The 26537-nt window shown below is 31.3% G+C and carries 25 protein-coding genes and 1 tRNA gene; 12 read left to right on the plus strand and 14 right to left on the minus strand.

What is annotated here, in order from left to right; genetic code table 11:
• Position 1: 1 nt before the first annotated feature.
• Positions 2-1219 carry an O-antigen ligase family protein gene (locus ACQY44_RS12850; RefSeq protein ID WP_428230736.1) on the plus strand — a complete coding sequence of 406 codons (1218 nt, stop codon included), beginning with the start codon at positions 2-4 and terminating at the stop codon, positions 1217-1219.
• Here ACQY44_RS12850 and ACQY44_RS12855 read toward each other — a convergent pair.
• The 7 genes from ACQY44_RS12855 to ACQY44_RS12885 all read right to left on the minus strand — a co-directional run bounded on the left by ACQY44_RS12855 (position 1163) and on the right by ACQY44_RS12885 (position 8082).
• Positions 1163-2350: a hypothetical protein gene (locus ACQY44_RS12855; protein ID WP_428230737.1), complete on the minus strand. Its 1188-nt coding sequence runs from the start codon at positions 2348-2350 to the stop codon at positions 1163-1165. The genes ACQY44_RS12850 and ACQY44_RS12855 overlap by 57 nt on opposite strands.
• Before the next feature lie 40 nt (positions 2351-2390).
• Positions 2391-2921, minus strand: a complete 531-nt coding sequence (locus tag ACQY44_RS12860; RefSeq protein ID WP_428230738.1) for a hypothetical protein — start codon at positions 2919-2921, stop codon at positions 2391-2393.
• A gap of 20 nt (positions 2922-2941) precedes the next feature.
• Positions 2942-3913: a hypothetical protein gene (locus ACQY44_RS12865; protein ID WP_428230739.1), complete on the minus strand. Its 972-nt coding sequence runs from the start codon at positions 3911-3913 to the stop codon at positions 2942-2944.
• Positions 3914-3922: 9 nt separating this feature from the next.
• Positions 3923-5602 carry a DUF6909 family protein gene (locus tag ACQY44_RS12870; protein ID WP_428230740.1) on the minus strand — a complete coding sequence of 560 codons (1680 nt, stop codon included), beginning with the start codon at positions 5600-5602 and terminating at the stop codon, positions 3923-3925.
• Between the two features lie 128 nt (positions 5603-5730).
• The gene (locus ACQY44_RS12875) at positions 5731-6069 is read right to left on the minus strand and encodes a hypothetical protein (protein ID WP_428230741.1); all 339 of its coding nucleotides are present in this window, start codon (positions 6067-6069) and stop codon (positions 5731-5733) included.
• 15 nt (positions 6070-6084) lie between these two features.
• On the minus strand, positions 6085-7569 hold the full coding sequence (locus tag ACQY44_RS12880) for a GH3 auxin-responsive promoter family protein (protein WP_428230742.1): 1485 nt from the start codon (positions 7567-7569) through the stop codon (positions 6085-6087).
• 12 nt (positions 7570-7581) lie between these two features.
• Entirely contained in the window at positions 7582-8082 is a 501-nt protein-coding gene (locus ACQY44_RS12885) for a peptidase (protein ID WP_428230743.1), read from the minus strand.
• A 211-nt stretch (positions 8083-8293) separates the two neighbouring features.
• On the opposite strand from ACQY44_RS12885, the gene ACQY44_RS12890 reads away from it, so the two are divergent.
• Both ACQY44_RS12890 and ACQY44_RS12895 read left to right on the plus strand, forming a co-directional pair.
• A complete protein-coding gene (locus tag ACQY44_RS12890; protein WP_213296236.1) occupies positions 8294-8485 on the plus strand; it encodes a Sec-independent protein translocase subunit TatA/TatB in 192 nt (63 codons plus the stop codon).
• Between the two features lie 105 nt (positions 8486-8590).
• On the plus strand, positions 8591-9985 hold the full coding sequence (locus ACQY44_RS12895) for a glycosyl hydrolase family 8 (RefSeq protein ID WP_428230744.1): 1395 nt from the start codon (positions 8591-8593) through the stop codon (positions 9983-9985).
• A gap of 71 nt (positions 9986-10056) precedes the next feature.
• Here ACQY44_RS12895 and ACQY44_RS12900 read toward each other — a convergent pair whose 3' ends face one another.
• The gene (locus tag ACQY44_RS12900) at positions 10057-12180 is read right to left on the minus strand and encodes a Tex family protein (RefSeq protein ID WP_428230745.1); all 2124 of its coding nucleotides are present in this window, start codon (positions 12178-12180) and stop codon (positions 10057-10059) included.
• A 115-nt stretch (positions 12181-12295) separates the two neighbouring features.
• Here ACQY44_RS12900 and ACQY44_RS12905 point away from each other — a divergent pair, with 115 nt between their 5' ends.
• The gene (locus ACQY44_RS12905) at positions 12296-12565 is read left to right on the plus strand and encodes a DUF1294 domain-containing protein (protein ID WP_428230746.1); all 270 of its coding nucleotides are present in this window, start codon (positions 12296-12298) and stop codon (positions 12563-12565) included.
• A gap of 143 nt (positions 12566-12708) precedes the next feature.
• On the opposite strand, the gene rpiB is transcribed toward ACQY44_RS12905, so the two are convergent.
• Together rpiB and ACQY44_RS12915 are read right to left on the minus strand one after the other, a co-directional pair.
• Complete coding sequence (gene rpiB, locus ACQY44_RS12910; RefSeq protein ID WP_428230747.1) at positions 12709-13140, minus strand: ribose 5-phosphate isomerase B; 432 nt, start codon at positions 13138-13140, stop codon at positions 12709-12711.
• A gap of 789 nt (positions 13141-13929) precedes the next feature.
• Positions 13930-14163, minus strand: a complete 234-nt coding sequence (locus ACQY44_RS12915) for a DUF2007 domain-containing protein (protein WP_428230748.1) — start codon at positions 14161-14163, stop codon at positions 13930-13932.
• Between the two features lie 149 nt (positions 14164-14312).
• On the opposite strand from ACQY44_RS12915, the gene rnr reads away from it, so the two are divergent.
• The 3 genes from rnr to ACQY44_RS12930 are packed head-to-tail and all read left to right on the plus strand — an operon-like array spanning position 14313 to position 17879.
• Positions 14313-16493, plus strand: coding sequence for a ribonuclease R (rnr, locus tag ACQY44_RS12920; protein WP_428230749.1), 2181 nt, complete (start codon positions 14313-14315; stop codon positions 16491-16493).
• A gap of 25 nt (positions 16494-16518) precedes the next feature.
• Complete coding sequence (locus ACQY44_RS12925) at positions 16519-17187, plus strand: head GIN domain-containing protein (protein WP_428230750.1); 669 nt, start codon at positions 16519-16521, stop codon at positions 17185-17187.
• A gap of 14 nt (positions 17188-17201) precedes the next feature.
• On the plus strand, positions 17202-17879 hold the full coding sequence (locus ACQY44_RS12930) for a LysE family translocator (RefSeq protein WP_428230751.1): 678 nt from the start codon (positions 17202-17204) through the stop codon (positions 17877-17879).
• A gap of 654 nt (positions 17880-18533) precedes the next feature.
• On the opposite strand, the gene ACQY44_RS12935 is transcribed toward ACQY44_RS12930, so the two are convergent.
• A tRNA-Cys gene (locus ACQY44_RS12935) sits at positions 18534-18604 on the minus strand.
• A 93-nt stretch (positions 18605-18697) separates the two neighbouring features.
• Positions 18698-19057, minus strand: coding sequence for a dihydroneopterin aldolase (folB, locus tag ACQY44_RS12940; protein WP_428230752.1), 360 nt, complete (start codon positions 19055-19057; stop codon positions 18698-18700).
• A gap of 107 nt (positions 19058-19164) precedes the next feature.
• Here folB and ACQY44_RS12945 point away from each other — a divergent pair, with 107 nt between their 5' ends.
• The 5 genes from ACQY44_RS12945 (at position 19165) to ACQY44_RS12965 (ending at position 23810) form a co-directional block, all read left to right on the plus strand.
• Positions 19165-21282, plus strand: coding sequence for a glutamine--tRNA ligase/YqeY domain fusion protein (locus tag ACQY44_RS12945; protein ID WP_428230753.1), 2118 nt, complete (start codon positions 19165-19167; stop codon positions 21280-21282).
• A gap of 894 nt (positions 21283-22176) precedes the next feature.
• Positions 22177-22656, plus strand: a complete 480-nt coding sequence (locus tag ACQY44_RS12950; protein ID WP_428230754.1) for a hypothetical protein — start codon at positions 22177-22179, stop codon at positions 22654-22656.
• Between the two features lie 90 nt (positions 22657-22746).
• Positions 22747-23073, plus strand: coding sequence for a YtxH domain-containing protein (locus tag ACQY44_RS12955; RefSeq protein WP_428230755.1), 327 nt, complete (start codon positions 22747-22749; stop codon positions 23071-23073).
• A 129-nt stretch (positions 23074-23202) separates the two neighbouring features.
• Complete coding sequence (locus ACQY44_RS12960) at positions 23203-23553, plus strand: competence protein (protein WP_428230756.1); 351 nt, start codon at positions 23203-23205, stop codon at positions 23551-23553.
• Positions 23554-23555: 2 nt separating this feature from the next.
• Positions 23556-23810, plus strand: coding sequence for a DUF6327 family protein (locus tag ACQY44_RS12965; protein WP_428230757.1), 255 nt, complete (start codon positions 23556-23558; stop codon positions 23808-23810).
• 22 nt (positions 23811-23832) lie between these two features.
• Here ACQY44_RS12965 and ACQY44_RS12970 read toward each other — a convergent pair whose 3' ends face one another.
• Both ACQY44_RS12970 and gltX read right to left on the minus strand, forming a co-directional pair.
• The gene (locus tag ACQY44_RS12970; protein ID WP_428230758.1) at positions 23833-24816 is read right to left on the minus strand and encodes an SPFH domain-containing protein; all 984 of its coding nucleotides are present in this window, start codon (positions 24814-24816) and stop codon (positions 23833-23835) included.
• A 206-nt stretch (positions 24817-25022) separates the two neighbouring features.
• Positions 25023-26528 (minus strand): glutamate--tRNA ligase, encoded by a 1506-nt coding sequence (gene gltX, locus ACQY44_RS12975; protein ID WP_428230759.1) that lies wholly within the window; start codon positions 26526-26528, stop codon positions 25023-25025.
• Positions 26529-26537 lie beyond the last annotated feature (9 nt).

Consider the following 26537-nt stretch of genomic DNA (forward strand, 5'->3'; position numbering starts at 1 on the left):
AATGAAAATAAAAATTACTATAGAAACACTTTTAATTCCAATATTATATTTGCTGGTTATATCGCCTTTTATTTATTATTTAGAAGCGATTCAATCGTTATTAATGATTTTAGCTGGTATCCTTTTATTGTGTCTGGCCAAATTTTCTGATTTTAAAATTACTCTAAAGAATACACCTTTTATTGCCTCTTTTTTAATTCTTACTTTTTACTATTTGTTTTATTTTAGTACTTCGACTTTCAAACTTATCGGCGAAAGTTTTTTGCTTTTTTTAGCACCTTTATTTAGCCTTTATCTTTATCGGATAGATTTATTTATTAAGAACAGAAAGAAAATTCAACTAACTTATTGTATATCAATAAGTTTATTATGTTTCTATTTTATCATTTTTTATATCAATGATATTCCACATCACCATTTTGATTGGTATTTAGCCCGTTACAATTTAGAGTTTAACTGCAAAATTCATGGTACTTATATTTGTTTATGGATTGCAATTGCAATTTTATTCTTAGTTGATTACGTAGCAGATTATAAAAAACATTCTAACAAACTAAAAATTTGCTTTGCTTTAATGTTTATAAGCCTGCTTTCAGGTTTAATTATCTATAATTCCAGAAATATTATTTTAGGTCTCTTTATTGTGGTTTTGATTCATTTTGCAATTTTAAAAAGACAAAAAATAGTAATTCAGGCTAAAGTAAAACTAGTCGTAATATTGATAATTTTACTTGTTGTTATTTTATCTCAGAGATACATGGATGCAATTCATTTTTTAATTTATGACTCTTTTACAAATTCTACCCGTTACGCAAGTTGGACGTGTAGTATAAAATTAATCAAGGAGTCACATTTTTTGGGAATGGATTATAATTTAATTCAGGAAAAATTAGATGAATGCTATCAGCCTTTTAACAGTTTTGAATTAAAGAAATTTAGAATAAACTCTCATAATCAATACTTAGACCTTTTACTAAAAGGTGGTTTACTATTATTTTTTACTTTTATCTGGTCTTTATTTATAAAAATAAAAGAAACCTTAAGACAGAAACAATATTTATACTTTTCAATCACCATTTTATTTACTATTTCATTTATTACAGAGAATATCTTATTTCGCCAATATGGAATTTATATTTATTTTATGTGTGATGTTTTGCTTTTAGGTGCCATTTTTAGGGATAAAGATCATAGTATTTACAAAATAGAAAAAAGCTAAAGTGGGTATATAAAGCATACAACCATCACTTAAGCAAATAAACAAATATGTCATACTTCCTAAAATATAGTAATAACTATTGTTTTTTGTGTTTATAGCGATGTAAATTTGGAAGAAAAATGAAACACAAAACAACAATAATCCTACAAGTCCCAGTTGCTTAAAAATAGATAAATAAACAATTTCTTCAATAAAATCAAAGGTCTGAGTTCCAAAAAAACTTAATCCTGTAAATTGTCTTATTTGATTGATTCTTCCTCCTAAATTTGAATCTAAAATAAATCCTGATAGTGAGCCATATTGAAAATATCTATTCATTAAAAAAGTGGCAAGAACAAATAAAATAAGTCCAAAAAAAGCATAAATTTTTACTAACTTAAAAATTCTGTCTTTATAAATAAGAATAAAATAAAAGAGTAAACCCAACCAGACTGTTCGTGAAAGTGTTAATAATAAAGCAACAATTACTATCCCTAATTTAATTTTAGATAAATTTCGTTTATGAAATACAGGGAATAAGAGCAACATACAAACACCAAAAATGTTTCCGTTATTATAAGTTGAAATCAGCTTGTATAATGCCCCCCTCATATTATATTTGCCCTCTAATGTGCCTAAATCTGCTGCATTAACCGTTAGATAAGGGATTTCAATATAATGACCTGTTACTTGTTTAAAAACAAATAAAATTATTCCGTAGAGTGAAACCCAAAAAACGGCATTACTCAACAAAGTTTCTATAAATAGTAAATCTATTTTCTTTAAAAAAGGGCTTAAAAAAATATAAAATAGTAAAGGCAAAAATCCAAAACTTACATAAAAAGCAACCAAATTTCCAAATGATCCGTCATAACCTCTTAATAATAAATTAATAGTAAAATATAATACAAAAGGTAAAGTAGCTACGTAACATAAAAAGTGTTTTGGCGAAACTAAAAATTTTCTCTTATTTAGTATCACCAATACCGAAAGCAAAAAAAGAATTCCCAAATACAAATAACCCCAGGTTATTGGTATGCCGGCAACCTTAAATCCTCCTTTTGGCAGAAAAACTAAAAATATAATGCCTATAAAAAAAAGATACTCTCTAATTTTTTCATTGTTCAGAATAATTTTAAAATTAAAATGCATTTTTAAGGTTTTGCGCTATTAAATAAGCTCTAAAATTATCCTACTCCTCTTTAGTATGATCTTTTATTATATCTAATTTATCAATTAATAAATCGTTACCCATAAAATAAGGGTCGTAAGAATTATTAATTTTACTAAGTTTATAACCAAAATATACGGGATCCCAGGAAATAAATTCATTGGGATAAAAAAGCAATTTAAAGTTATCGTTATCCCCGTCTATAGTATCATTTTTATATAAAACTGAAATGTTTTTTAATGTGATATTTGATTGATATTCATTTTCACCTACGTCAACTCTAATATTTTTTGGGATAATTTTTTCAGGTAAATCGATTTTTAACTTCTGCATTTGCAAAGAAGCATAAACCGGAACAACTATAGAGTTTTCATCATTCCAATCTTTATCATTAGTAAGATAAAAAACCTGAAGATTGTCATTTTTTGCAAAAACTCCCTCAACAATTATTGAGAAATTATCTTTTGAAATGCTATCTTTTGCACTTTTCTGATTACAGGAAATTAAAGTAAAAAATAAGATTAAATAAATGTAAACTGATTTTGAATTCATCTTTTTATAATTTGGTATTTTTATTTGGCGAGTATTGACTGTTTTTTATAAAAACTAATAAAGCAAAGAGAAAAAAGATAAATTAAAACTAACAATATCGGCAAGATAATTTTCATTTTTCCTTTAACAGTATCTGTGTTCTCCATATTTGTGGTAACAGAACTTTCTTTTACAATTTTATCAGAAGTTATAAGGTCTATTTTATAATTTGCATTTTCTCTTATTAAGCCCTCTTTAGTTTTCACTAAATCATTTAATTGTGTGTTTTCATTATAATAAACCAATTTATCATGGCTTGAATTACCTGAAACTGAAATTTTGTTTAAAATAGCATCTATTTGTGAAATAATCTCTTCGTTCTTTTTGATCTTTTCTTTGATGTTTAATACCGAAACTTTTTGAACATCTGCATAATACTTACTTGAATTGATATAATTCAATAAAGCATTTGCAAAAATTCCATCTTTTGACAAGCCTTTTGTTGAAAAACTAATAATATAAAAAGGATAATTTTTACTTGTAGTTGTTTCTTTAATAACAGATTTTAAATCCCCATTATTGGTTATTAATTTTAATACCTCCAGATTTTGCTCGTTATTATTAACAAACTTAAAAACATCTACTATAGGTTCAATCGAAATCTTGCTTAGTACTGGATTTTGTGAAATACCAATTGATTTAAAAAAAGCTGTATCATTTTCTTTAATTTTAGATTGAATTAAATCTACTTTCGAATACAAATAATCTACACTTCCAAAATTAGGCTGAACAATAATTTGATTGTCATAACTTTTTTGAGTCGCATCTAAAAACATTCCCAAAACAAATCCTACCAAAATCAAGATCAAAACAATGATCCAGTTTCGAATAAAAAACTGAATTCCTCTAAAAATAGAAGTATTAATTCTTTGGAAAAATTTACTTATTTTTTTAGAAATCAGGACTAAATCAATCTCTTGATCTTCATTGTTTTGGGGTACTTTTGTACTCATTTATTGTTTTTATTTTACGTTGAAAATTTGTTCTAAAATTTTAATAGTAATCAAATAAGTTGGTTTTACACCTGTTGTCCCTAGTCCGCCTGATGCCAATGTACTTCCGGTTTCAAGAGGATTATCCGAGGCATAATAAGCATAACGAACTTTGATATCGTGCGGTACACTTTTTCTGATTTTCGATGCTGATTGAATGGCTTTCTGGTAATAAGATCCTTCCATCTCCAGACCAATTACACCCCAGGTTGATTCGTGGAAGAATTTTAATAAATCCCTGTTTTGTAATGATGTTCCTAAAACGGTTACCATTGCGCCCTCGAAAACTGCAATGTCATTGCCTTCGAACATAGCGCCTGTTAATTCATTTTCAAAGAAATAATTATCGGCTGTTCCTTCATTTATATGCGCTGTAGGAATCATGATGTCTCCTTTTCCTCCTTCCAGAATTCCTGCTTTACCCATTATCGAAACTGATTTTACATTTAGTAAAGTTTCTTTTTTATAGGGTTTCAAAAGTTCGTCAATTGTCTCATAAGCTTGTTCACCAAAGGCGTAATCCATTACAATAATAACTGGAGCTGCTTCGTCAAGAACTGCTTTCGGAAATGCAGTTTTTGCCCAGTCGATCTTTGCGGTATCAAAAATCTGAACGTCGATATTCGTTCCTGAACTATCCGGCAGCGAAATCATACCGTGTTTTAAAGCCAGTTCTTCAACCTGTCCTCTAATTTCTTTTGCACCGGATTTGCTTAATTCTTCATAAATATAAAAATCAGACTTGTCCTTGAATTTCGTTTTCAACAACGGTGTTGCAAAAATAGAATTCATTACACTATGCATATTAGCGCTTATTACATGTATGGGACGCTTTAAAAGACTGTTTGCCTTTAGCACTTCCTTGATATTGGTTGCCCAGATTTCACCATGAATATGATGTCCTAAACGCTCTCTTAGAACTGGACTAAAAGTTATCGTACGTTTATTGTTACCAATAACCTCTTCTATGGCTAATTTTCCTAACCAATAGATCACATGCAGGAAACGATCCGGAGCATTTTCTGAACCAAAAGCGTCATAAATGTCCAAAACTTCCTCAAAAGTTCGTCCTAAAATATTGGCAACATGCGATATTGCTTTTTCCTTTTCTATTTGCGGCAACTTTTTTGTCTGAAATACTGCTTGTTCTAATTTCATCCAGTCGCGCGAAACTTCTCCGCCATCGTCTAATAAGACTCTGTTTTTAATTTTATGGGATTCGATGAAAATAAAAGTAAGGTGTGTCAAAATATCATAAATATCGGATCGCCCGCGAGTAATTTCAACATTCATTTGTTCCTCATCGATTCGGTAACAATTACGTCTTCTTTTTGGAGGAACAATTGGTTGGAAATGAGATTTAGAATAGCCTTCATCCGAAGTTAAATTAATGAATCTACATTGTTCAATGCCTATTGGTAAACGTTCTATAACGTACAAAAGTCCGTTAAGTTCTACTTTTTCTTCCCCTATGTTTCCATAAATTTCGGGACGTAATGCCAGTAATGATTCGCGTAAACTATCACCTGAAACTCCCATTGGTTTATAAAAACCGCGGTTGAATAAGTGACGCATTGTAATGTACATTTTTTCGATTGCTGCAGATGATTCCTGTGCTCTCGATCTTGATATATGTTTGGTTTCTTTCATGCTGTTTTTTATTTTAAAATCTTCTGTTTGAGAAGATGTAATATCTATTTTAATAAGCGAAATTAGGAATTAAAAATCAAAACTCTATTAAAGCTTTTATCTTCTTAAAATTAACTTCACATTGCATTTTATTTATAATCCTCAAAATTAACTTCTATTTTTTGAAAATTCTTATCTTCCAGTAAAATCAAATTAATCTTATTCAGCCCTTCCTGATTGTTTTCGGACATTATAAAAGCAAAGTCCCAGATATCTTTTGAAATGGAAAAAGAACCAATGTCTGAAGTAACTTCAAATAAATATTCATCATTCATCCAAAGGTCAGTAATTTTGTCAACTTTTGGATTTATTCCTTTTATTGAATCAAAAAAATTGGCGAAAAAATCTTCATTTTCAGCACCGCTAAATATCTCAATTAATAAGTTTTGAGATTTATATCCTGGCCTTAAATGATATTTATACTTCATCAGTAAACCTTTTTCTTACTTCAAATTATCTGCAATATCTCTATTATTGGACAATCTCGGAATTTTATTCTGACCTCCTAATTTTCCCTGAGATTTCATATAATCCTGAAATCCGTTTTTAGAAACTTTAGTTACCACCACTTTTCTTAAAACATTTCCTGTGATCAAATCGTCATAATAAATGTTCTGTTTTCGCATTGCGTCGTCAATTTTTTCAGCAAAAGCTTCGATGTTTTCGGGTTCATTTTCAAATTCAACTAACCATTCATGATACGGTAATCCGCTAGCGGGGTTTATTTGCGGTGCCACTGTAAATTCATTGATTACAATTGGGGTTCCTACTGTGGCTTCTTTCATGGCACTTTCGACTTCCTTTGCAATAACGTGCTCACCAAAAGCAGAGATATAATGTTTGATTCGGCCTGAAACAATGACTCTGTGCGGAAATAAAGAAGTAAACTGAACGGTATCACCAATATTATATCGCCAAAGTCCGGCATTGGTAGAAACGATTAAAGCATAATTAACGCCCGTTTCTACTTCTCCAATCGTATAGCTCTTTGGATTTTCTGTAAAAAATTCATCAGCTTTAATAAATTCATAGAAAATTCCTGAATTCAACAACAAAAGCATTCCTTTTTGTTTTTGAGAATCCTGATAAGCAAAAAAGCCTTCAGAAGCCGGAAACAACTCAATGCTGTCTACTTTTCGTCCAATCATTTTTTCGAACTTGGCACGATAAGGTTCGTAATTGACTCCTCCGTAAATAAATAAGTTGAAATTTTTAAACAGATCTCCTATTTTCTTCCCTCCGCTTTTTTCCTGCAAACGCTCAAAATACATTTGTACCCAGGACGGAATTCCCGAAATTATGGTCATATCCTGATCAATGGTTTCTTCTACAATCGCATTTACTTTGGTATCCCAGTCTTCGATACAATTGGTTTCCCAGGAAGGCATTCTGTTTTTTTGAAGATATTTGGGTACAAAATGCGCTCCTATTCCGGATAATCTCCCAAATTTGATTCCGTATTTTTCAACCAAAATAGGACTTCCTTGCAGGAAAATCATCTTTCCGTCTACAAAATCTGCATTTCCGGTTTCATATATATAATGCAAAATAGCATTTCGCGAAGCTTCAATATGATACGGCATTGATTCCTTGGTCAAAGGAATGTATTTTGCTCCTGAAGTTGTCCCTGAAGTTTTCGCAAAATAAAGTGGTTTCCCTTTCCAGAGAATATTTTTTTCGCCCATTCGAACCTTGTCGATATAAGGTTTTAAATCTTCGTAATCACGAACCGGAACTCGTTTTCTGAAATCATTAACCGTTTTTATTTTATCAAAATGATGATCTGCACCAAACTGCGTTTCTTTGGCACTATTTATTAAACTTTTAAATACTGCTTGTTGTGTTTCAACCGGTTTATTGGCCCAAGCTTGTGTTTTATAATATATTTTGGTGGCAAATAACTTTGCTGCTACTGATTTAATAGACATCTTTTATAGATATTATTTCTTGTCACTTTTGTTTTTATTTCGAGTTTTTTCGCTCGACTCCTTCTCCATTCCGGCCACTTCTTCTCTTAATTTTATTTCTTCTTCAGAGGGTTTCATATTTACTTGAGAAGTTTCATCTGTTTCTGCTAAAATCGAATCTTTATTAAATTTTGCATACTCCAATTCACCATTCAACACTTTTTTAATCCCTTTTATATAAGCTTCATTTTTCTTTAAAGCGGTCTCTAATGAATCTGATTTGATCGCCAATTCAGTAGCATTCTTTTTTAATTCAGTAGACGAATATCCTGGAATAAACTCACGCAATGGTGTAAAAGCAATGATAAAAGTAGTTATTAAAATTAAAAATATTCCGCCTAATGTGAAGGTGACAAACACATTCATTAAGGTGAGTTTGAATGAAAAAATTTCTTCGAAAGTGTCTTCATTCAAAATCACTAATCGATTTTTTATGAATAAATTTTTTCTGAAATTGAATTTTTTCCTGGTCATTATGGTTGTTTATACGAGCAAATATAATAATTAATAGTCTTGTTGTTGCCTCACAAAAATGAACGTTTACAGTTATTTCAGTATTTTATAAAATATTTAACGCTAATAGAAACAAATATTTTAAACCAAATACTGTTGTTCTTCGTATATTCTATATACATTTGCATTACAATTAGAAAAACAATTTGCTTCGGCATTAAATATACAAACCATGGGAAGATTAGGTCTTACAGAAATCCTCGTAATAGTAGGTATCGTGATATTACTTTTTGGAGGTAAAAAAATTCCGGAATTAATGAAAGGTTTAGGGAGCGGAATTAAGGAATTTAAGAACGCTGCTAAAGACGATCAAACTGCACCCCCTGCCCCTTCTGTTAAAAAAGAAGAAGAAGAAATTAAATAAGAATTTATATCCTTATTATAAACCCCAAATTACAAATGTAGTTTGGGGTTTTGATTTTATCTAAAAAATCTTACTTTTAGAGTCCCTAATCAAATAACACTAATTATGAAAAACCTACTTCTGATTACTGTTGCTTTTTTGTGTCTCAAAAGTTATGCACAGAAGCAACCCTTTCCGGCTAATGTTGTATTTGCAAATGGTCTAATGGCATCCAATAAAAATAGCCAGGATGCCCTGAATAATTATAACACCTGGAAAACCAATTTTGTTGAAAGCTGTTCGAATGGCCGATACCGAATAAAATTTGACAATCCTTCTGAAACGGTCTCTGAAGGAATTGGTTACGGAATGCTACTTGCTGTTTATAGTGCCGATAAAACATTGTTTGATGGTCTTTGGTTGTATTACAAAGACAACGTGAATTCTAACGGTGTAATGAACTGGAAAATCAATGGCTGTTCCGGAATCAATGGCTTAAATGGTGCAACTGATGCTGAACTTGATGCTGCTTTTGCCCTTATTGTAGCGGATTATCAGTGGGCGAGCGCCGGAACCATTAATTATAAAAATGATGCCAAAAATCTTATTGCCGCTATAAAAACTCATGAAGTCGAACCCAATACTTTTGTATTAAAACCCGGAGATGTATTCGGCGGAAGCCAGATTACCAATCCTTCTTATTTTTCTCCTGCCTATTACAGAACTTTTGGAAATTTTACCAACGATACTGCTTTTTGGAATTCAGTTGCTGCAAAATCATACACCGTTATCAACAATAACTTAACATTAAATAATGCTGTGGGCGGATTAGTTTCGGACTGGTGTATGGAATCCGGTGCTTATTCATCACAAGCCGCAGGATACAATAACGCAGGGAAAACCTATACTTACGATGCTGCGAGAACGCCATGGAGAATTGCTGTTGATTATGTATGGTATGGCAATGCCGATGCTAAAACCTATTCTAAAAAATCATCAGATTTTGTGCGTGTAAATCTGGGAGGATCTGCCAATGTTAAAGATGGTTACAATCAAAATGGGTCTTTAATAGGCCAATGGCATAATGCTACCTTTGTTGGTGCTTTTGCCTGTGCCGCAATGGCTGGTGAAAATCAAGCCCATTTAGATGCTTCATACACAGACTTAAATCAGTTAAATGAACCTAACAGTTATTTTAATCATACTTTAAAAACATTGTATTCTTTTTTATTAACAGGAAATTTTTATCTGCCTCCAACTGCCACTTTATCTACTGGCGATTTTGATATCGAAAAATCATCCGTTACACTTTATCCTAATCCAAGTGCAGATAGATTTACAGTTAATGCACCGCAACAATCGACAATATCTGTAATTTCTCCTTCAGGAAGTGTTATTCATCAACAAAAAACAACTGCTGAAAATACCGAGATTAATTTAACCAATCAGGCTTCAGGTTTGTATTTGATAAAAATCACAAATGGAAATAAAAGCATTACTAAGAAAGTTGTTTTAAAGTAATTCATAAAAACAGAAAATCCCAAATTACAATTGTAATTTGGGATTTTTTATTTAGTTTCAAATTTGGAATTTTACAATACCATCGTCAACTGAATTCTCTTTCTATCCTCATCAACTTCTGTAACCTTAACATCAACATGTTGGTGAAGCTTAACCACTTCGTTTACATCGCTTACAAAACCGGCTTTTAGTTGAGAAATGTGAACCAATCCGCTTTCTTTGATTCCTATATCAACAAAACAACCAAAGTTGGTAATGTTGTTCACAATTCCTGGCAGAATCATTCCGGTTCTTAAATCTTTAATAGATTTTACGTTGGCATCAAATTCAAAAACCTTCGCAGACTTTCTTGGGTCTAATCCCGGCTTTTCAAGCTCTTTAATGATATCTTTTAGCGTAAGCAAACCAATTTCAGGTGTAATATATTTTTCGGCCTTAATTAAGGCTGTTTTCTCTTTATTCGCAATTAAGTCGTTTACCGAAAGATTCAAATCTTTTGCCATCTTCTCCACAACCGGATAAGCTTCAGGATGTACTGCCGAATTATCTAACGGATTTTTGGCATTCGAAATTCTGATAAAAGCTGCACCTTGCTGATACGCTTTCTCGCCTAGGCGAGGCACTTTTTTTAGCTGTTTTCTGTCCTCAAACGGACCATTTTCAGAACGATACTGCACGATATTTTCGGCCAGCTTCTCTCCTATTCCACTCACATAACTTAGTAAATGTTTACTCGCGGTATTGATATTGATTCCAACCGAGTTCACACAACGAATTACGGTATTGTCTAGTTCTTCTTTCAGTTTCGTTTGATCCACATCATGCTGGTATTGCCCTACTCCAATTGCTTTTGGATCAATTTTTACCAACTCGGCCAAAGGATCTGAAAGTCTTCGCCCAATAGAAACCGATCCGCGAACCGTAACATCGTAATTAGGAAATTCTTCTCTCGCAATTTTTGATGCCGAATATACCGAAGCTCCAGCCTCAGAAACAATAAAAACCTGCAGCGGTTTATCAAACGCGATTTTTTTAATGAAAAATTCGGTTTCTCTAGAAGCAGTTCCATTACCAATGGAGATCGCATCAATTTGATACGCATTTACCATCGAACGGATTTTTTTTATTGCCATTGTTTCCTCATTTTGAGGTGCGTGCGGATAAATGGTTTCGTTGTATAATAAATCTCCTTTTTCGTCAAGGCAAACTACTTTACAACCACTTCTAAATCCCGGATCGATTGCCAGAATTCGTTTTTCGCCCAAAGGTGGCGCTAGTAAAAGTTGTCCTAGATTGTTCGCAAAAACCTGAATCGAATTGGCATCGGCCTTAGCTTTTGCTTCCTGTAATGTTTCATTTCCAATTGCAGGATTTAACAATCTTTTGTAACTGTCTTCGATCGCTAATTGCAAATGTGCAGTGGTACTATTTTGTTTTTTAATAATCAATTCATCAATGATATCATACGCTTCATCAATATCAACATCTACTTTCATCTTCACAAAACCCTCATTTTCTGCACGAAGCATGGCTAATAAGCGGTGTGAAGGTGCTTTTGTCAACGGTTCTTCCCAATCAAAATACTGACTGAATTTTTGTGCCCCTTCTTCTTCACTTTTCTTTTTTACTACTTTTGTTCCTATTGTTGCTTTTCGTTGATACAATCTTCGCAATTGTTTACGAACATAGATATTCTCGTTAATCCATTCGGCAATAATATCTCTTGCTCCCTGAATCGCCGCTTCTTCGTTAACAACATTATCATTGAGGTATTGCGTCGAAATAAAATCAACATCGACATCGTTTTGTGACATGATGATCTTTGCCAATGGTTCTAAACCAAATTCTCTTGCAACATCTGCTTTTGTTTTTTTCTTTTTTTTGTATGGAAGATAAAAATCTTCAATTTCTTGTAAATCAAAACTTTGTTCAATTTTCTGTTTCAATTCCGGTGTAAGTGATTTTTGTTCTTCAATCGACTTTAAAATGGCTTCTTTACGTTTTACAATCGTTTCATATTCTTTTTGAAGTTTTGCAATGTTCTCGATCTGAACTTCGTCAAGATTTCCGGTTGTATCTTTTCGGTAACGTGAAATAAACGGAATCGTACAATCTTCCTCTAATAATTTTACCGTGTTTTGAATGTTGATCGCTGCTGTTTGTACAGACTTGGCAATAAATTGAATATTAGTCATACTTTTAATGAAATAATTTCTTGATTAGAAAATGAGACAATCTGTTTCTTAAAACCATAAACAGATTAATCAATCACCCGGCTAAAATAATATCTTTGTTTTTAATTTTTAGCCAATGGAAGTTTTATTAGTGTCTTTTTTTGTTGTAAATAGTATTGCATTTATCTTAGCAGGTTACGATAAATATTTGGCTGTCAAACACAAACGCAGAATATCGGAGAATACACTGTTTACAATCGCTTTTTTTGCAGGCTCAATCGGATTATTATTAGCAATGCTGTTGTTTAGACATAAAACGAGTAAATCTTCTTTTATTATAAAATTTGGAATAATTCTTTTGATCCAGACTGTATTAGTTTATCTAAGATTAACTGATAAAATCTAGTTATTAACAATGTTAATAACCTTAAAAATACAATATAATTAACTGACTTTAAGATATTTAAAAACAATAAACCGGACGAATTATAAAAATCTGCCCGGCTTACTTATATTTTATCGGTGCTTCGCACCGCGATTTTTTTTGATTTATTGACAAGCAATTTTATTCACCCTGTTTTGGTGTCTTCCACCTTCGAATGCAGTAGTCAAAAATGTTTCAACTATTTCAACTGCCTGAGGAATAGAAGTAAAACGCGCCGGAATACTCACAATGTTTGCGTCATTATGTAAACGTGTTAAATAGGCAATTTCTTTAGTCCAGCATAAACCGGCTCTCACTTTAGGATGTTTATTAACAGTCATTGCAATTCCGTTTCCGCTTCCGCAGATTACAATTCCAAAATCAGCTTTTCCTTCAGATACATCATTAGCAACCGGATGTCCAAAATCCGGATAATCAACAGATTCCTCAGTATCTGTACCATAATTGGTTACTTCATATCCTTTTGCTTTAAGCATTGCCACAATTGCTTTTTTATAATCTGGTCCTGCGTGGTCGTTTCCTATCGAAATTTTCATTTTAAATACTATTAAGTTGTGTACTGCAAATTTACTCAATTAATAAATGTTTGCCACCAATTTCACTAATTTTCACTAATTTATTTCCTTAGTAACCATTAAAATATAGTTTTGAATAATTAAATCTTAATTCGAGTTAATTTGTAAAATTCGTGGCAAAAAAAACTAAAAACACAATAGACTTACTATCAAAAACTTAACACTTATTAACATTATTAACAAGCATATAAGTATCTCATAATCAATAAATAATAAGCAACTATTTTGTTAAAATTTTAGAGTGTTAATAGCGAAACCTAATTAGTTGATATTCAGTTAACTTTAAGTTAACATTATTTGTTAATAAGTTGAGATAGAAAATTAGAAGTTTTTTTTGGTTGTGTCAAAAAAAAACCTAATCCAAAACCCGGATGAAATAACCTAATAAAGTTTGATGAATTTTTGGAAAAGTTATCAATATCAAAAATGCCATTTTCAACAAATATCAACCTATGAACTTATCTACAAAATGAATCTCTTTTTGGTTGTCAACCATTGTTAATTAAAATACAAAAAAGCTTAGAAATTAATCCTTTAACTCAATATAAGTATGTTGATAACTCACGATAACTAAGAGAAACTTCATTTCAATACATTTAAAAATAAATTTATAGCACATATTAACAAGCTATAATAACAAACAAAAATTAATTTAATTTAAATTTTTCTTTTTGTTGTATTTAATATATGTTGACAACTTTGAAAATTTTAGAAAGAAAAAAAAATCCTGAAATTGAAAAACAGATGAGTTTAAACAATTTTGAGTGGGTTATTAAGATTGTCAAGAATTTGCTGAACTTCTTCAAAATCGTTGGGATGAACTTTGAGTTTGATTCCACCCAGCGCCGTTGAGTACATTGGGACGACAGATAAGGTTATTTCGTTTTCAAAATAATACGGAATCTCTTCTTGCTCTAATAAGTGCTTTAGAACGACTGTTTCGTGCTGATAATTGAATGTTGCAATGGTTTTAAAGCTTTCCATATTAGGTCTTTTTGTAAATATACGAATTACAAATGACCTTTAAAAATCAATAAATAGCTCCGTTTGAAAGTTATATTTTTAATAATTTATTTGTTAAAATCTATAATCTGATATCTTATTTGTAATTTTAACTTTTTAAGAAAAGATATATGAGTAAGAAAATTAGAAAGCCGATAAAAAATGAGAAAGATCTCTCTAGTAAAATAATAAAGATTTTATCGCAAAGTCCTAATAAAGCATTTAATTACAAACAGATAGGAGCAAAGCTTGAACTTGATGATACAAAAAGCAGAAACCAGATTATAAAAGATTTAAAAATTCTGGCTGCTTCAAAGAAAATTATAGAATCTGAACCTGGCAAATATTTAGTAAAAGCCGAAAGCCAGGATTATTACGAAGGAACAATTGATATGACCAGTAGAAAAACGGCGTATTTTATTTGTCCTGATTTTAGTGAAGATGTATTTATCCCAACTAATAATTTGAATCGTGCGTTAGACAAAGACAGAGTAAAAGTTTATGTTTATAACAGAAGAAAAGGTAAAAGACCTGAAGGTGAAGTAATTGAAGTAATCGAAAGAAATAAAACGGAGTTTGTTGGAGTAATAGATATACAGGCCAACTTTGCCTTTGTATCTACTGCAAATCCTAAAATGTATACCGATATTTTTATTCCAAAAGATAAAATTGGAGAAGCAGAAAATGGTGATGTCGTTTTAGTTACGATTGAAGACTGGCCAAAAAGAGCGGATAGTCCGTTTGGATCTGTAATTAGAGTTTTAGGAAAACCGGGAGAACACAATACTGAGATTCATGCTATTTTGGCTGAATACGGTTTACCATCCGATTTTCCGGTAGAAGTAGAGGTATTTGCACAAAAAATAGACACTTCGATTCAGGAATCTGAAATTGCAAAACGTCGTGATATGCGTGATACCCTTACGTTTACGATAGATCCAAAAGATGCAAAAGATTTTGATGATGCCTTGTCTTTCAAAAAGTTAGAAAATGGAAATTACGAAATAGGAATTCACATTGCCGATGTTTCGTATTATCTTGAAGAAGGAACAATCCTGGATGATGAAGCCTATCAAAGAGCAACTTCGGTTTATTTGGTCGATAGAGTAGTACCAATGCTTCCTGAAGTTTTATCTAATTTTGCATGTTCGTTACGTCCGAATGAAGAGAAATATACATTCTCAGCTATTTTTGAAGTTTCGGAAAATGCACAAGTTATCAACCAATGGTTTGGGAGAACTGTAATTTATTCTGATCAGCGTTTTGCTTATGAAGAAGCGCAATATATCATTGAAACAAAAGACAATACGATTCCGGTTGATATTTCGATCACTGGAGAATCTTATGTTGTTTCAGATGAAATTACCGAAGCTACTTTAAAATTAGATGAATTAGCTAAGATTCTAAGAAAGAAAAGAATGGCCAATGGAGCAATTTCTTTTGATAAAGTCGAAGTAAAATTCAACTTAGACGAGCAAGGAGAACCAGAAGGAGTTTACTTTAAAGTTTCGAAAGATGCCAATCATCTAATCGAAGAATTCATGCTTTTAGCCAACAGAAAAGTGGCGGAATACATTGGTAAACAAAAGAAAACCTTTATTTACAGGATTCACGATGAACCCAATGAAGACAAATTAATTGCGATGCAAACCGTAATTGCTAAATTTGGTTATAAAATTGATTTCCGTAATAAAGGCGATATTTCTAAGTCTTTGAATGCATTGATGGAAGAAGTTAATGGTAAAAAGGAGCAAAATTTAATTGATACTCTTGCTATTAGGAGTATGAGTAAAGCCAAATATTCAACAGAAAATATTGGTCATTATGGATTAGCTTTTGATTATTACAGCCATTTTACTTCGCCAATTCGTCGTTATCCAGACGTTATGGTACATCGTTTGCTGCAATATTATCTTGATAATGGAGCTTCTGTAGATGAAGAAGTGTATGAAACAAAATGTTTGCATTGTTCGAATATGGAAAGTTTAGCAACTAATGCTGAACGAGATAGTATTAAATACATGCAGGTTAAATATATGCAGGATCATCAGGATGAAGAATTCCTTGGTGTTATTTCCGGTGTTACAGAATGGGGAATTTATGTTGAAATTGTTTCGAACAAATGCGAAGGAATGGTAAGAATCAGAGAAATAAAAGATGATTATTATACTTTCGATGAAAAACAATATGCTTTGGTAGGAGCAACTTCTAATAGTATTTTGCAATTAGGAGATGAAATATATGTAAAAGTTAAAAATGCCGATTTAGTTAAAAAACAACTGGATTTTCATTTTTTAAGAAGAGCAGAGTAGAAGTTTAATTTAAAAAAATAAAAGTATGAAAAAGTTAGTTATAGGAGCTGCAATTTTATTTGTTCAAATGTCTTTTGGTCAGGTTACCAAAGAAGTAGGTGATTTTGATTCAGTCAAAGTATTTGATAAGTTAAGTGTAAAATTAGTTCAGTCTTCAGAAAATAAAGTAGTAATCAAAGGAGCACGTGAATCTGAAGTCGAAGTTGTTAACAAGAAGGGAATATTAAAATTAAGAATGCCTTTTCCTAAATTATTATCAGGAAATGATTTAGACATTACCCTTTATTACAAACATATAGAACTTATAGATGCTAATGAAGGTGCAGAAGTTACTAGTAAAGAAACGATCAAAGCAACTGTTTTTAAAGTAAGTGCTCAGGAAGGTGCTAAAATAAACGTTCCTTTAGATGTTGATAAACTAAATGTAAGCTCAGTTTCAGGAGGAGAAATCACATTATCCGGTAAAGCTTCTAACCAGGATGCGAGCCTTGGAGCAGGCGGATATCTTCTGGCAAGTAAATTAAGTACGTCTCAGACTAAAGTAAGCGTTTCTGCGGGAGGAAAAGCAGATGTGAATGCTTCTACCCTAGTCGATGCAAAAGTAAGCGCAGGAGGCTCTATTTACATTTATGGAAAACCGAAACAAATCAATCAGAAAACGGTTTTTGGAGGTAAAATAGAAGAGGTAAAATAAGAAATTGTATTTGAATGATAAATGATATTTTAGCTGGACTGCCATGGGGACTTTTTTTAAGTTTTATGGTAGGTCCGGTATTTTTTATACTACTGGAAACCAGTATTACAAAAGGGTTTAGAGCTGCAATAGTCTTTGATCTTGGCGTAGTATTAGGTGATATTTTTTTTATAGCAATTGCCTATTTGGGCAGTTACAGATTAATTCAGAGTCTGAAGGACAAACCCGCTCTTTTTATTTTTGGTGGAATTATTATGCTGGCTTATGGAATAATTTCTTTTGTTAAATTAAAAAATGAAGAAAAAATTGACGATGAGGAAATAGATCGTGATATTATAAAAAGAAACTATGGTAGTCTGTTTGTAAAAGGTTTTATACTCAATGTTATTAACATTGGTGTATTAGGTTTTTGGTTGGCCGTAATTATTTCTGTAGGACCAAAATTAGAGATGCAAAATTCAAGAATGTTTACTTTTTTTACAGCAGTTATTATTACGTATTTATTAGTAGATTGTATTAAAATACTATTAGCCAAACAATTAAAATCTAAAATGACTCCAACCAATATTGTTAAAATCAAAAAAATTATAAGTATTGTTTTAATGGTTTTTGGATTTGTTTTAATGATTCAGGGTTGGTTTCCAAAAGAAAAAGAAATGGTAAAACATGCTTTTGAAAAGATTGAAAAGTAGTTGTTAATAACTTGAAATTATAAAATTAAACCTCTGAAATTCAGAGGTTTTTTTGTATTTATAACGTTCGTATAGAACTTTGTCAAAGTTTAAAACTTTGACAAAGTTGACTAATTATACATCAAGTTTGTCATTTCGACGAAAGGAGTAGAAATGACAAAAATTGCGGTAAAATAGGAAACCCGACAGGTTTTTTAATACATGTCGGGTTTATATGTAAACTTAATAATTTGTTTTTTCAAAAAATTAACCATAAAAAAAGAGTCTAAATTTAGAGGTTTTAGGGGGGCATCGTCCGGATTCGAACGTACAATTTTTATTTAATTTTTTGAAAATTACTCATAAAAAAACCTCTAAATTTCTTTAGAGGTTTTAGGGGCATCGTTCGGATTCGAACATAAAATCTTTATCTAATTTTTTCAAAAAATTAATCATAAAAAAACCTCTAAAGAAATTTAGAGGTTTTAGAGGCATCGTCTGGATTCGAACGTACAATCTTTATCTAAATTTTTTCAAAAAATTAATCATAAAAAAAACCTCTAAATTTCTTTAGAGGTTTTAGAGGCATCGTCCGGATGTGAACGTACAATTTTTATCTAATTTTTTCAAAAAATTAATCATAAAAAAACCTCTAAATTTCTTTAGAGGTTTTAGAGGCATCGTCCGGATTCGAACCGGAGTAGGAGCTTTTGCAGAGCCCAGCCTAGCCGCTCGGCCACGACGCCCTAGTTGAACGGATGGCAAAAGTAACTAAAATCTTTAAATTTCAAAAGTTTAAAAGTAACTATTTTAAAAAATAACTTTTTTTATGGAAAGAATTACTTTCTATTTTCTGTCATTTTTATAGTAACTGATTCAACATCACCACCAATAGGAGGATTTATTTTAGAAACCCAAACTGTAGTTTTTTTTATGCTTTCTATTTCAGCAAGTACACGAATGTTGATTCTTTTGGCTACATGTTCTAATAAATGCGAACGAATTGCCATTTCTTCCATTACAATTTTGTTCAAATGTACATAATCAACTGTGTCTGCTAAGTGATCAGAACCTGCTGATTTTTGTAAATTGGTTTTAATTTTTAGATCAACAGTATAGTCGGATCCAATTTTTCCTTCTTCAATTAAACATCCGTGGTAGGAAAAAGTACGAATGTTTTTTAGTTTAATAACTCCCATTTTCTTGTTGTTTCAAGTTTAAAGTTTCAGGTTTAACGCCAGTTAAGTAACTTTAAACCTGAAACCTGAAACCTTTTTTTTATCTTTGCTAAAATTACTATAAAATAATGGCATCAGAAGAGAAATCACTCAATTTTATTGAACAAATCATAGAAGAAGATCTTAAATCAGGTCTTTCGCAAAGTAAACTTCATTTTCGTTTTCCACCAGAACCAAATGGTTATTTACACATTGGTCATGCAAGTGCTATTGCATTAAATTTTGGTTTAGGGATTGATTATCAATCTCCTGTGAATTTACGTTTTGATGATACAAATCCAGAAAAAGAAGAGCAGGAATTTGTTGACGCCATTAAAAAAGATGTTGAATGGCTAGGGTATACCTGGGCAGAAGAACGTTATGCTTCAGATTATTTTCAGCAATTATACGATTGGGCAGTATTATTAATTAAAAAAGATAAAGCTTATGTTGATAGTCAGTCTTCTGAAGAGATGGCCATTCAAAAAGGAACTCCGTCTACAATTGGTACAGATAGTCCGTATAGAAACCGTTCTGTTGAAGAGAATTTGGGTTTATTCGAAAGAATGAAAAACGGTGAATTTGAGGCTGGAACTCATATTCTTCGTGCAAAAATTGACATGAAATCAACCAATATGCTGATGCGTGATCCTATCATGTACAGGATTTTACACAAAGAACACCACAGAACAGGAGATGCCTGGAAAATTTATCCAATGTACGATTGGGCACACGGACAAAGTGATTATCTGGAAGAGATTTCACACTCATTTTGTACCCTTGAATTCTTGCCTCACCGTGAATTATACGATTGGTTTTTAGACCAGATTTTAGAAGAAAACAAACTACGTCCAAAACAAAGAGAATTTGCAAGACGTAACTTATCACATACCGTTGTTAGTAAAAGAAAATTACAGCAACTTGTTAAAGAAAAGCATGTTAACGGTTGGGATGATCCAAGAATGTCGACTATTTCAGGGTTAAGAAGAAGAGGTTTTACAGCTGCTTCCTTACGTAATTTTGCCAATACAACCGGAATTGCAAAACGTGATAATTTGATTAATATTTCTGTTTTAGAGTTTTGTATTCGTGAAGATTTGAACAAAATTGCACCTCGTGTAATGGCTGTTTTAGATCCGGTTAAAGTGGTAATTACCAATTATCCTGAAGGAAAAGAAGAGTGGTTAGAGGCAGAAAATAACCAGGAAGATGACAACGCAGGTTTTAGAAAAGTACCTTTTTCTAGTGAATTATATATCGAAAGAGAAGATTTTCTTGAAGAAGCTCCCGCGAAATTTTTCCGTTTGACTTTAGGAAAAGAAGTACGTCTTAAAAATGCTTATATCATTAAAGGAGAAAGCGTTATAAAAGATACTGAAGGAAATATTACAGAGATTCATGTCACTTATGATACAGATTCTTTGAGTGGAAGCGGGACAGAAGCAAGCCAAAGAAAAGTATCCGGAACATTACATTGGGTTTCTATTTCTCATGCAATTGAAGCAGAGGTTCGTATGTACGATCGTTTGTTTACTGATGAAGCTCCCGACAGTTATAAAGACAAAAATTTCTTGGATTTTGTGAATCCAAAGTCTTTAGAAGTTATTACAGGATTTGTTGAACCAAGTTTAGCAACAGCTCAAAACGAGGATAAATTTCAGTTTCAACGTTTAGGTTATTTTACTGTTGATAAAGATTCAACTCCTTCAAAATTAGTATTTAACAAAACTGTTGGACTCAAAGACGCCTGGGAAGAAAAGGGTAAAAAAGAAGAAAACAGTATCAATAATTCTTTAAAAGATATTAATAAATATTTTAAAGTAGAAACGAAGCCGGAACGTATTGCAATTGAAAGTGCAATAGGGGAGAGTATCAAAAATGTTTCAAGTTTTTCTTTATTACAAAATTCATTAAAGAAGAATATCAACAATAATAAAGGATCGTTGTTATTTGCCCAGTTTATTTTGAAATATTCGAACTGGAAATCTACAGATTTTGAAGAAGACGATATTAAAAAATTATATACGATGTCTCTGAGAAGTGAATCGACCTATGTGCGATCAAAAGCACTTTTGAATTTAAGAGATATTGAAGATTTAAGTTTAAGAAATCAGTTTGAAGATGATATTTTGAAATTATATTCAAATCCTCCAAAAAACGCTTCGGAACGAGAAAATGAAATTCTTGCCGAGATGGTAAAAAAATAATATCATTATAATCTATTGAAAAGCGCTTTTTATAAGCGCTTTTTTTATTATTTATATTTTCTATTAAAAATTAAAATTTTATAGTTTTAATATATTAAAAGTGACCTGCATAAATTAAATTTAAGCTTATTTTTTAATTCTTTTACCTCATTAATCATCTTTTAAAAAATCATTAAATAGAAGGCTTTATTTTAATTTTAAGCCTCATTTTCTCTTGTTTTTTGGGTTGTTAACATAGAATTGTTTATAACATTGCACCTACATTGTTTTTCAACTTAATTGTTGATTTTTACTTTTTCATTTCAAATATTTAAAATTGTTCTCATTTTAATTATCAATTTAATTGATTGTATATTTAATATTTTATGTTTTTTATTATTATTATATAAAACTATCATTATTATATTTTTAATAGATTTATTTAATTAAAATTGACTTTTATAAATTGATTTTAAGCTATTATTTTATTTCTTTCATGTCATTAATCATCTTTTGAATTATTGTTTATTTTTGAGCTTTATTTAAGTTTTAGACCTCATTTTTCTTAGTTTAACGGGTTGTTAACATACAATTGTTTATAAAGTTGGTATTTTTATCCAAAGGTCAAATCTAAAGTGTCAAATTTCAATTTCACTTAAGAATCAAATCTGAGTTGTTCTAAAATCTAAAAATGAATAATTTTTAGTTTTAGAGTTAATTCTAAATCTGAATTCTAAAGATTGGTTTTATGGTCAATTGTAATTGTGATTATATTTTGATAATACTTCCAGCGTAAAAGTATTTTTCAGAGATTAGTTCATAATTTAAAAATTTCATGAAATTAATTTTATGGGGTATCTGAAATTTTGTCTTTCGTTTTGACAGAAACAATTTTAATCCTTAAATTTTAATATTATGAAAATTCTATTTTTTACGCTATCTATTTTATTTGCAAATATTGCAATTTCTCAAACACATCAAATTACAAAACATAATGGTGAAGAACTGGATGTTAATTTTATAAAACTCGAAAATGATTTGGTTTATTATTCCTTGAACGGAAGTGCCGAAGAACATAAAATTAGCAAATATGCAGTTTCAAAAATTACCAATAAACAATCGAATCAAACTCAAAAAGTTTCAGATAAAGTTATAGTAGATTCAAAATCAGATTATAAATTCGTAACTGTTTTATCTCAGGACAAGACAATAGGTTTAAAACAAGTAGCTAATTTTTCAGGAGTCTCGACAAAGACAAAAGGGGAGCCGCCAATTGCAAATAAAAAACAGACTGCTATGAGAATCAAAACACAATCTGCTTCTAACGGATATCCGTTTGTTAGCATTGTTGAAAAAGGAGATGGTAAATATGAAGCTATCGCTTATGTGTATTAAATTTAGTGTTAATTTTATTAAATTATAAGTAAGCAATAATTTGTAATTCAAAAAATGACTACCTTTAGTAATCATTTAAATTTTAATATTATGTCAAAAAACGTAAATACAGTTGCAGCAATTTTAGCTGGTGCTGCAGTAGGTGCAGCAATCGGAATTTTATTTGCTCCGGATAAAGGATCAAAGACTCGTGCTAAACTTAAGGAAGGTTTAGATGATGCGAAACATAATTTGAAAGATTCACTTTCAGCAAGTTCTGAAGTGCTACGTGAAAAATTTGCACACGCAAAAGAAAATCTTGATGGAACGTACGGAGAATTACTTTCTAATATGAGTTACAAAACAGAAGAAGTAATCAGTTTTTTGGAATCTAAATTAGCTGACTTAAAAGCACAAAACGCTAAACTTCAAAAATAATAATCCAGGAAGCACAAAGCTCAATGCGATTTTAATGATTAATGAGATTGTTTTAATTTTTAAAATAATCAATATACAATTATTAAGTCATGAGTTTTGTGCTTCTTTTTTTTAATTAAAATTACAATTATGGCTTTTGAAGAATTAAAAGAAAACACAGAAAATATGCAGGATCAGGCTAAAGTTTATCTCGAAAGCCATTTGGCTTATTATAAACTTTGGGGTTTTAAGGTTGCTATGAAATCGACAACTTTAATTTTTAAGTTTACTTTGATTTTATTGTGTTTTAGTATGGTGATGATCTTTGGATCTTTTGCAGCAGCATATGCTTTTGGATCTTTATTTGAAAGTAACGCACTTGGTTTTTTAGCAGTAGGAGGGATCTATTTAGTATTTACAATTTTACTTTTCTTCTTAAAAGATAAAGTTGTAGAAGGTCCGATATTGGAGAAATTTTCAGAAATCTTTTTTAATGACTAATTATGGAAACTAAAAAATACTCATCATACGCAGCAATCGAAAGAGATTTAGAGATTTTGAAACTCGAAAAAGATATTAATTATCAAAAACTAGTTTTAAGTTTTCATAGAACCAAAGAATCTATTACACCGCAAAGTATTGTTGGTGGCGTTTTTTCTTCTTATAAAGAATACTTTACCAGATCATATCCACAAATTTTACAATCCATTTTACCGTATATTATCAACTGGTTTATCAATAAAAAAAGAGGCAAATGAGCCTCTTTTTTGTTTTGTAATATTATTTTGTTTCCGGTAGAATGTCATCTTCATAACCGGATTGAGGTTCAACAGGTTTTGGTTTCTTCTCTATTTTCTTGTTGTTTTTCTTCATCATTTCACCAACCTGGTTTGATGCTGTAAAGGATGCCACCATATTGTTCAGCATATCGCTTCCGGCTTGTGGAGAATTTGGTAACAAGATTAAGTTAGAATTGGCGTCGGCACCAATTGCTTGTAGCGTATCATAATGTTGCGTTACGACAATTAGGGCAGAAGCTTCCTGAGAATTAATCCCAACATTGTTCAAAACTTCAACACTTTCTACTAAACCTCTTGCAATTTCACGACGTTGATCTGCAATACCTTGTCCTTGTAAACGTTTACTTTCGGCTTCAGCTTTTGCTTTTGCAACAATTCTGATTCTTGAACTTTCAGCTTCAAATTCAGCAGCCGTTTTTTCTCTGTCGGCAGCATTAATTCTGTTCATCGCATTTTTTACCTGAATGTCCGGATCAATATCGGTAACCAAAGTATTGATAATATCATATCCGTAAGTAGTCATTGCTTCGTTCAATTCTCTTTTTACTGCAATGGCGATATCATCTTTTCTTTCAAAAACATCATCTAATTTTAGTTTTGGAACTTCGGCACGAACGACATCAAAAACATAAGCGGTAATCTGATCGTGTGGATATTCAAGTTTATAAAAAGCATCATATACTTTTTCCTGAATCACTTTAAACTGAACCGAAACTTTCATTTTGATAAAAACGTTGTCCTTCGTTTTGGTTTCAATGATAACATCTAGCTGTTGAATTTTTAGATTTACACGTCCGGCCAATCTGTCAACCAACGGAATTTTTAATTGTAATCCTGAATTTCTCACGCTGTGAAACTTCCCAAATCTTTCTATAATTACCGAAGATTGTTGTTTAACGGTAAAAAAGGAAGACATAAAAATAAATAATCCGAAGACTATTAAGATAATAAATGCTGTACCCATGGTGATATTAATTTAGTTTTTATGATCTGGTAAATTACGAATATTCTTCCAATTTCAATTTTTTAAAGCATAAAAAAAACGCTAAGAACATATTATCAATGTTTCTTAGCGTTTAATTTAAAATTTAGAAATTTTTCTTTTTACCATTAAGAGATTAAGAAAAATTAAGCTAACCTTTATGAACTTAATATCTTAATGGTAAAAAATTATAATGTTGCTATTGCTTTCTGAATTCTCGAAATAGTTTCTTCTTTCCCGATGATTTCAATAATGTCAAATAGGTGAGGACCTTTTAGTGCTCCAACTAAACTTAGACGGAAAGGCTGCATTACTTTACCCATCCCGATTTCGTTTTTAGTCAACCAGTCTTTTACGATTGCTTCGATATTTGCTGAATCAAAACCATCGATATATTCAAGAGTCGAAATCAATTCCTGCATCAAAGTTGGAGTTTCTTCCTTCCAGTTTTTGCTTGCTTTTTCATCATATGATGTTGGCGCCTGGAAAAAGAAATCAGTCAAATCCCAAAATTCAGAAACGAAATGCGCTCTTTCTTTAATCAAAGAAACGATTTTTGTAACATCAAATTTAGAAAGATCAACACCTTTTTCGACCAAAATAGGAGAGAAGCTTTTCGCTAAATCAGCATCATTTTCTTTGATTAAATATTGGTGATTGAACCATTTGTTTTTTTCCGGATCAAATTTAGCTCCTGATTTATGAACTCTGTTCAAGTCAAAAGCTTCTACTAGTTCTTCTAATGAAAATAATTCTTTGTCAGTTCCATCATTCCAACCTAACAATGCAAGGAAGTTTACAACCGCTTGCGGGAAAAATCCTTTTTCTCTGTAACCGGAAGAAATACCTTCTTTGGTTTTCCATTCCAATGGGAACACAGGAAATCCTAATTTGTCACCATCTCTTTTAGATAATTTTCCGTTTCCAACCGGTTTTAAAATCAAAGGTAAATGCGCAAATTCTGGAGCATCCCAACCAAAAGCTCTATATAATAAAACGTGAAGTGGCATCGATGGCAACCATTCTTCACCACGAATTACGTGTGATGTTTCCATCAAATGATCATCAACAATATTAGCTAAATGGTAGGTTGGCATTCCGTCACTTTTAAACAAGACTTTATCATCAAGTAAACTCGTTTCGAATTTTACATCACCACGAATAATATCTTTTAAGTGTAAAGTTTCGTCAACCGGAGTTTTAAAACGAATGACATAATGTTCTCCATTTGTAATTCTTTTAGCCACTTCTTCAGCAGAAATTACAAGAGAAGTATCTAACTTTTCACGAATAGTATGATTGTAAATAAATGTTTTTCCTTCCGCTTCTTGTTCTTTTCTCAAAGCATCAAGAGCTTCCGGAGTATCAAAAGCATAATATGCCCAACCAGAATTGATCAATTGATCAGCATAAGTTTGGTACAAATCCTTACGATCACTTTGTCTGTACGGACCAAATTTTTCATTTTTCCCAACAGTTTCTTCAGGAGAAATTCCTAACCATTCTAGTGCTTCCATAATATAAGCTTCGGCACCAGGAACAAAACGAGTCTGATCTGTGTCTTCAATTCTTAAATAAAAAACACCATTGTTTTTTTTGGCAAATAAATAATTAAATAGGGCAGTACGAACTCCGCCAATATGTAAAGGTCCTGTTGGACTTGGTGCAAAACGCACACGAACTTGCTTTGACATTTGTTTAAA

The sequence above is a fragment of the Flavobacterium sp. genome (assembly GCF_965277525.1).
Lineage (GTDB): Bacteria > Bacteroidota > Bacteroidia > Flavobacteriales > Flavobacteriaceae > Flavobacterium.

Coding starts and splice junctions, on each gene's coding strand:
- rpiB (WP_428230747.1), bottom strand. CDS start 13,140: ATGAAAATTTCGATAGGAAACGACCACGCAGGACCAGATTATAAAAAA.
- ACQY44_RS12860 (WP_428230738.1), bottom strand. CDS start 2,921: ATGAATTCAAAATCAGTTTACATTTATTTAATCTTATTTTTTACTTTA.
- ACQY44_RS12930 (WP_428230751.1), top strand. CDS start 17,202: ATGATAAATGATATTTTAGCTGGACTGCCATGGGGACTTTTTTTAAGT.
- folB (WP_428230752.1), bottom strand. CDS start 19,057: ATGGGAGTTATTAAACTAAAAAACATTCGTACTTTTTCCTACCACGGA.
- ACQY44_RS12945 (WP_428230753.1), top strand. CDS start 19,165: ATGGCATCAGAAGAGAAATCACTCAATTTTATTGAACAAATCATAGAA.
- ACQY44_RS12960 (WP_428230756.1), top strand. CDS start 23,203: ATGGCTTTTGAAGAATTAAAAGAAAACACAGAAAATATGCAGGATCAG.
- ACQY44_RS12915 (WP_428230748.1), bottom strand. CDS start 14,163: ATGGAAAGCTTTAAAACCATTGCAACATTCAATTATCAGCACGAAACA.
- ACQY44_RS12850 (WP_428230736.1), top strand. CDS start 2: ATGAAAATAAAAATTACTATAGAAACACTTTTAATTCCAATATTATAT.
- rnr (WP_428230749.1), top strand. CDS start 14,313: ATGAGTAAGAAAATTAGAAAGCCGATAAAAAATGAGAAAGATCTCTCT.
- ACQY44_RS12885 (WP_428230743.1), bottom strand. CDS start 8,082: ATGACCAGGAAAAAATTCAATTTCAGAAAAAATTTATTCATAAAAAAT.
- ACQY44_RS12865 (WP_428230739.1), bottom strand. CDS start 3,913: ATGAGTACAAAAGTACCCCAAAACAATGAAGATCAAGAGATTGATTTA.
- ACQY44_RS12895 (WP_428230744.1), top strand. CDS start 8,591: ATGAAAAACCTACTTCTGATTACTGTTGCTTTTTTGTGTCTCAAAAGT.
- ACQY44_RS12890 (WP_213296236.1), top strand. CDS start 8,294: ATGGGAAGATTAGGTCTTACAGAAATCCTCGTAATAGTAGGTATCGTG.
- ACQY44_RS12880 (WP_428230742.1), bottom strand. CDS start 7,569: ATGTCTATTAAATCAGTAGCAGCAAAGTTATTTGCCACCAAAATATAT.
- ACQY44_RS12900 (WP_428230745.1), bottom strand. CDS start 12,180: ATGACTAATATTCAATTTATTGCCAAGTCTGTACAAACAGCAGCGATC.
- ACQY44_RS12925 (WP_428230750.1), top strand. CDS start 16,519: ATGAAAAAGTTAGTTATAGGAGCTGCAATTTTATTTGTTCAAATGTCT.
- gltX (WP_428230759.1), bottom strand. CDS start 26,528: ATGTCAAAGCAAGTTCGTGTGCGTTTTGCACCAAGTCCAACAGGACCT.
- ACQY44_RS12965 (WP_428230757.1), top strand. CDS start 23,556: ATGGAAACTAAAAAATACTCATCATACGCAGCAATCGAAAGAGATTTA.
- ACQY44_RS12855 (WP_428230737.1), bottom strand. CDS start 2,350: ATGCATTTTAATTTTAAAATTATTCTGAACAATGAAAAAATTAGAGAG.
- ACQY44_RS12870 (WP_428230740.1), bottom strand. CDS start 5,602: ATGAAAGAAACCAAACATATATCAAGATCGAGAGCACAGGAATCATCT.
- ACQY44_RS12970 (WP_428230758.1), bottom strand. CDS start 24,816: ATGGGTACAGCATTTATTATCTTAATAGTCTTCGGATTATTTATTTTT.
- ACQY44_RS12950 (WP_428230754.1), top strand. CDS start 22,177: ATGAAAATTCTATTTTTTACGCTATCTATTTTATTTGCAAATATTGCA.
- ACQY44_RS12905 (WP_428230746.1), top strand. CDS start 12,296: ATGGAAGTTTTATTAGTGTCTTTTTTTGTTGTAAATAGTATTGCATTT.
- ACQY44_RS12955 (WP_428230755.1), top strand. CDS start 22,747: ATGTCAAAAAACGTAAATACAGTTGCAGCAATTTTAGCTGGTGCTGCA.
- ACQY44_RS12875 (WP_428230741.1), bottom strand. CDS start 6,069: ATGAAGTATAAATATCATTTAAGGCCAGGATATAAATCTCAAAACTTA.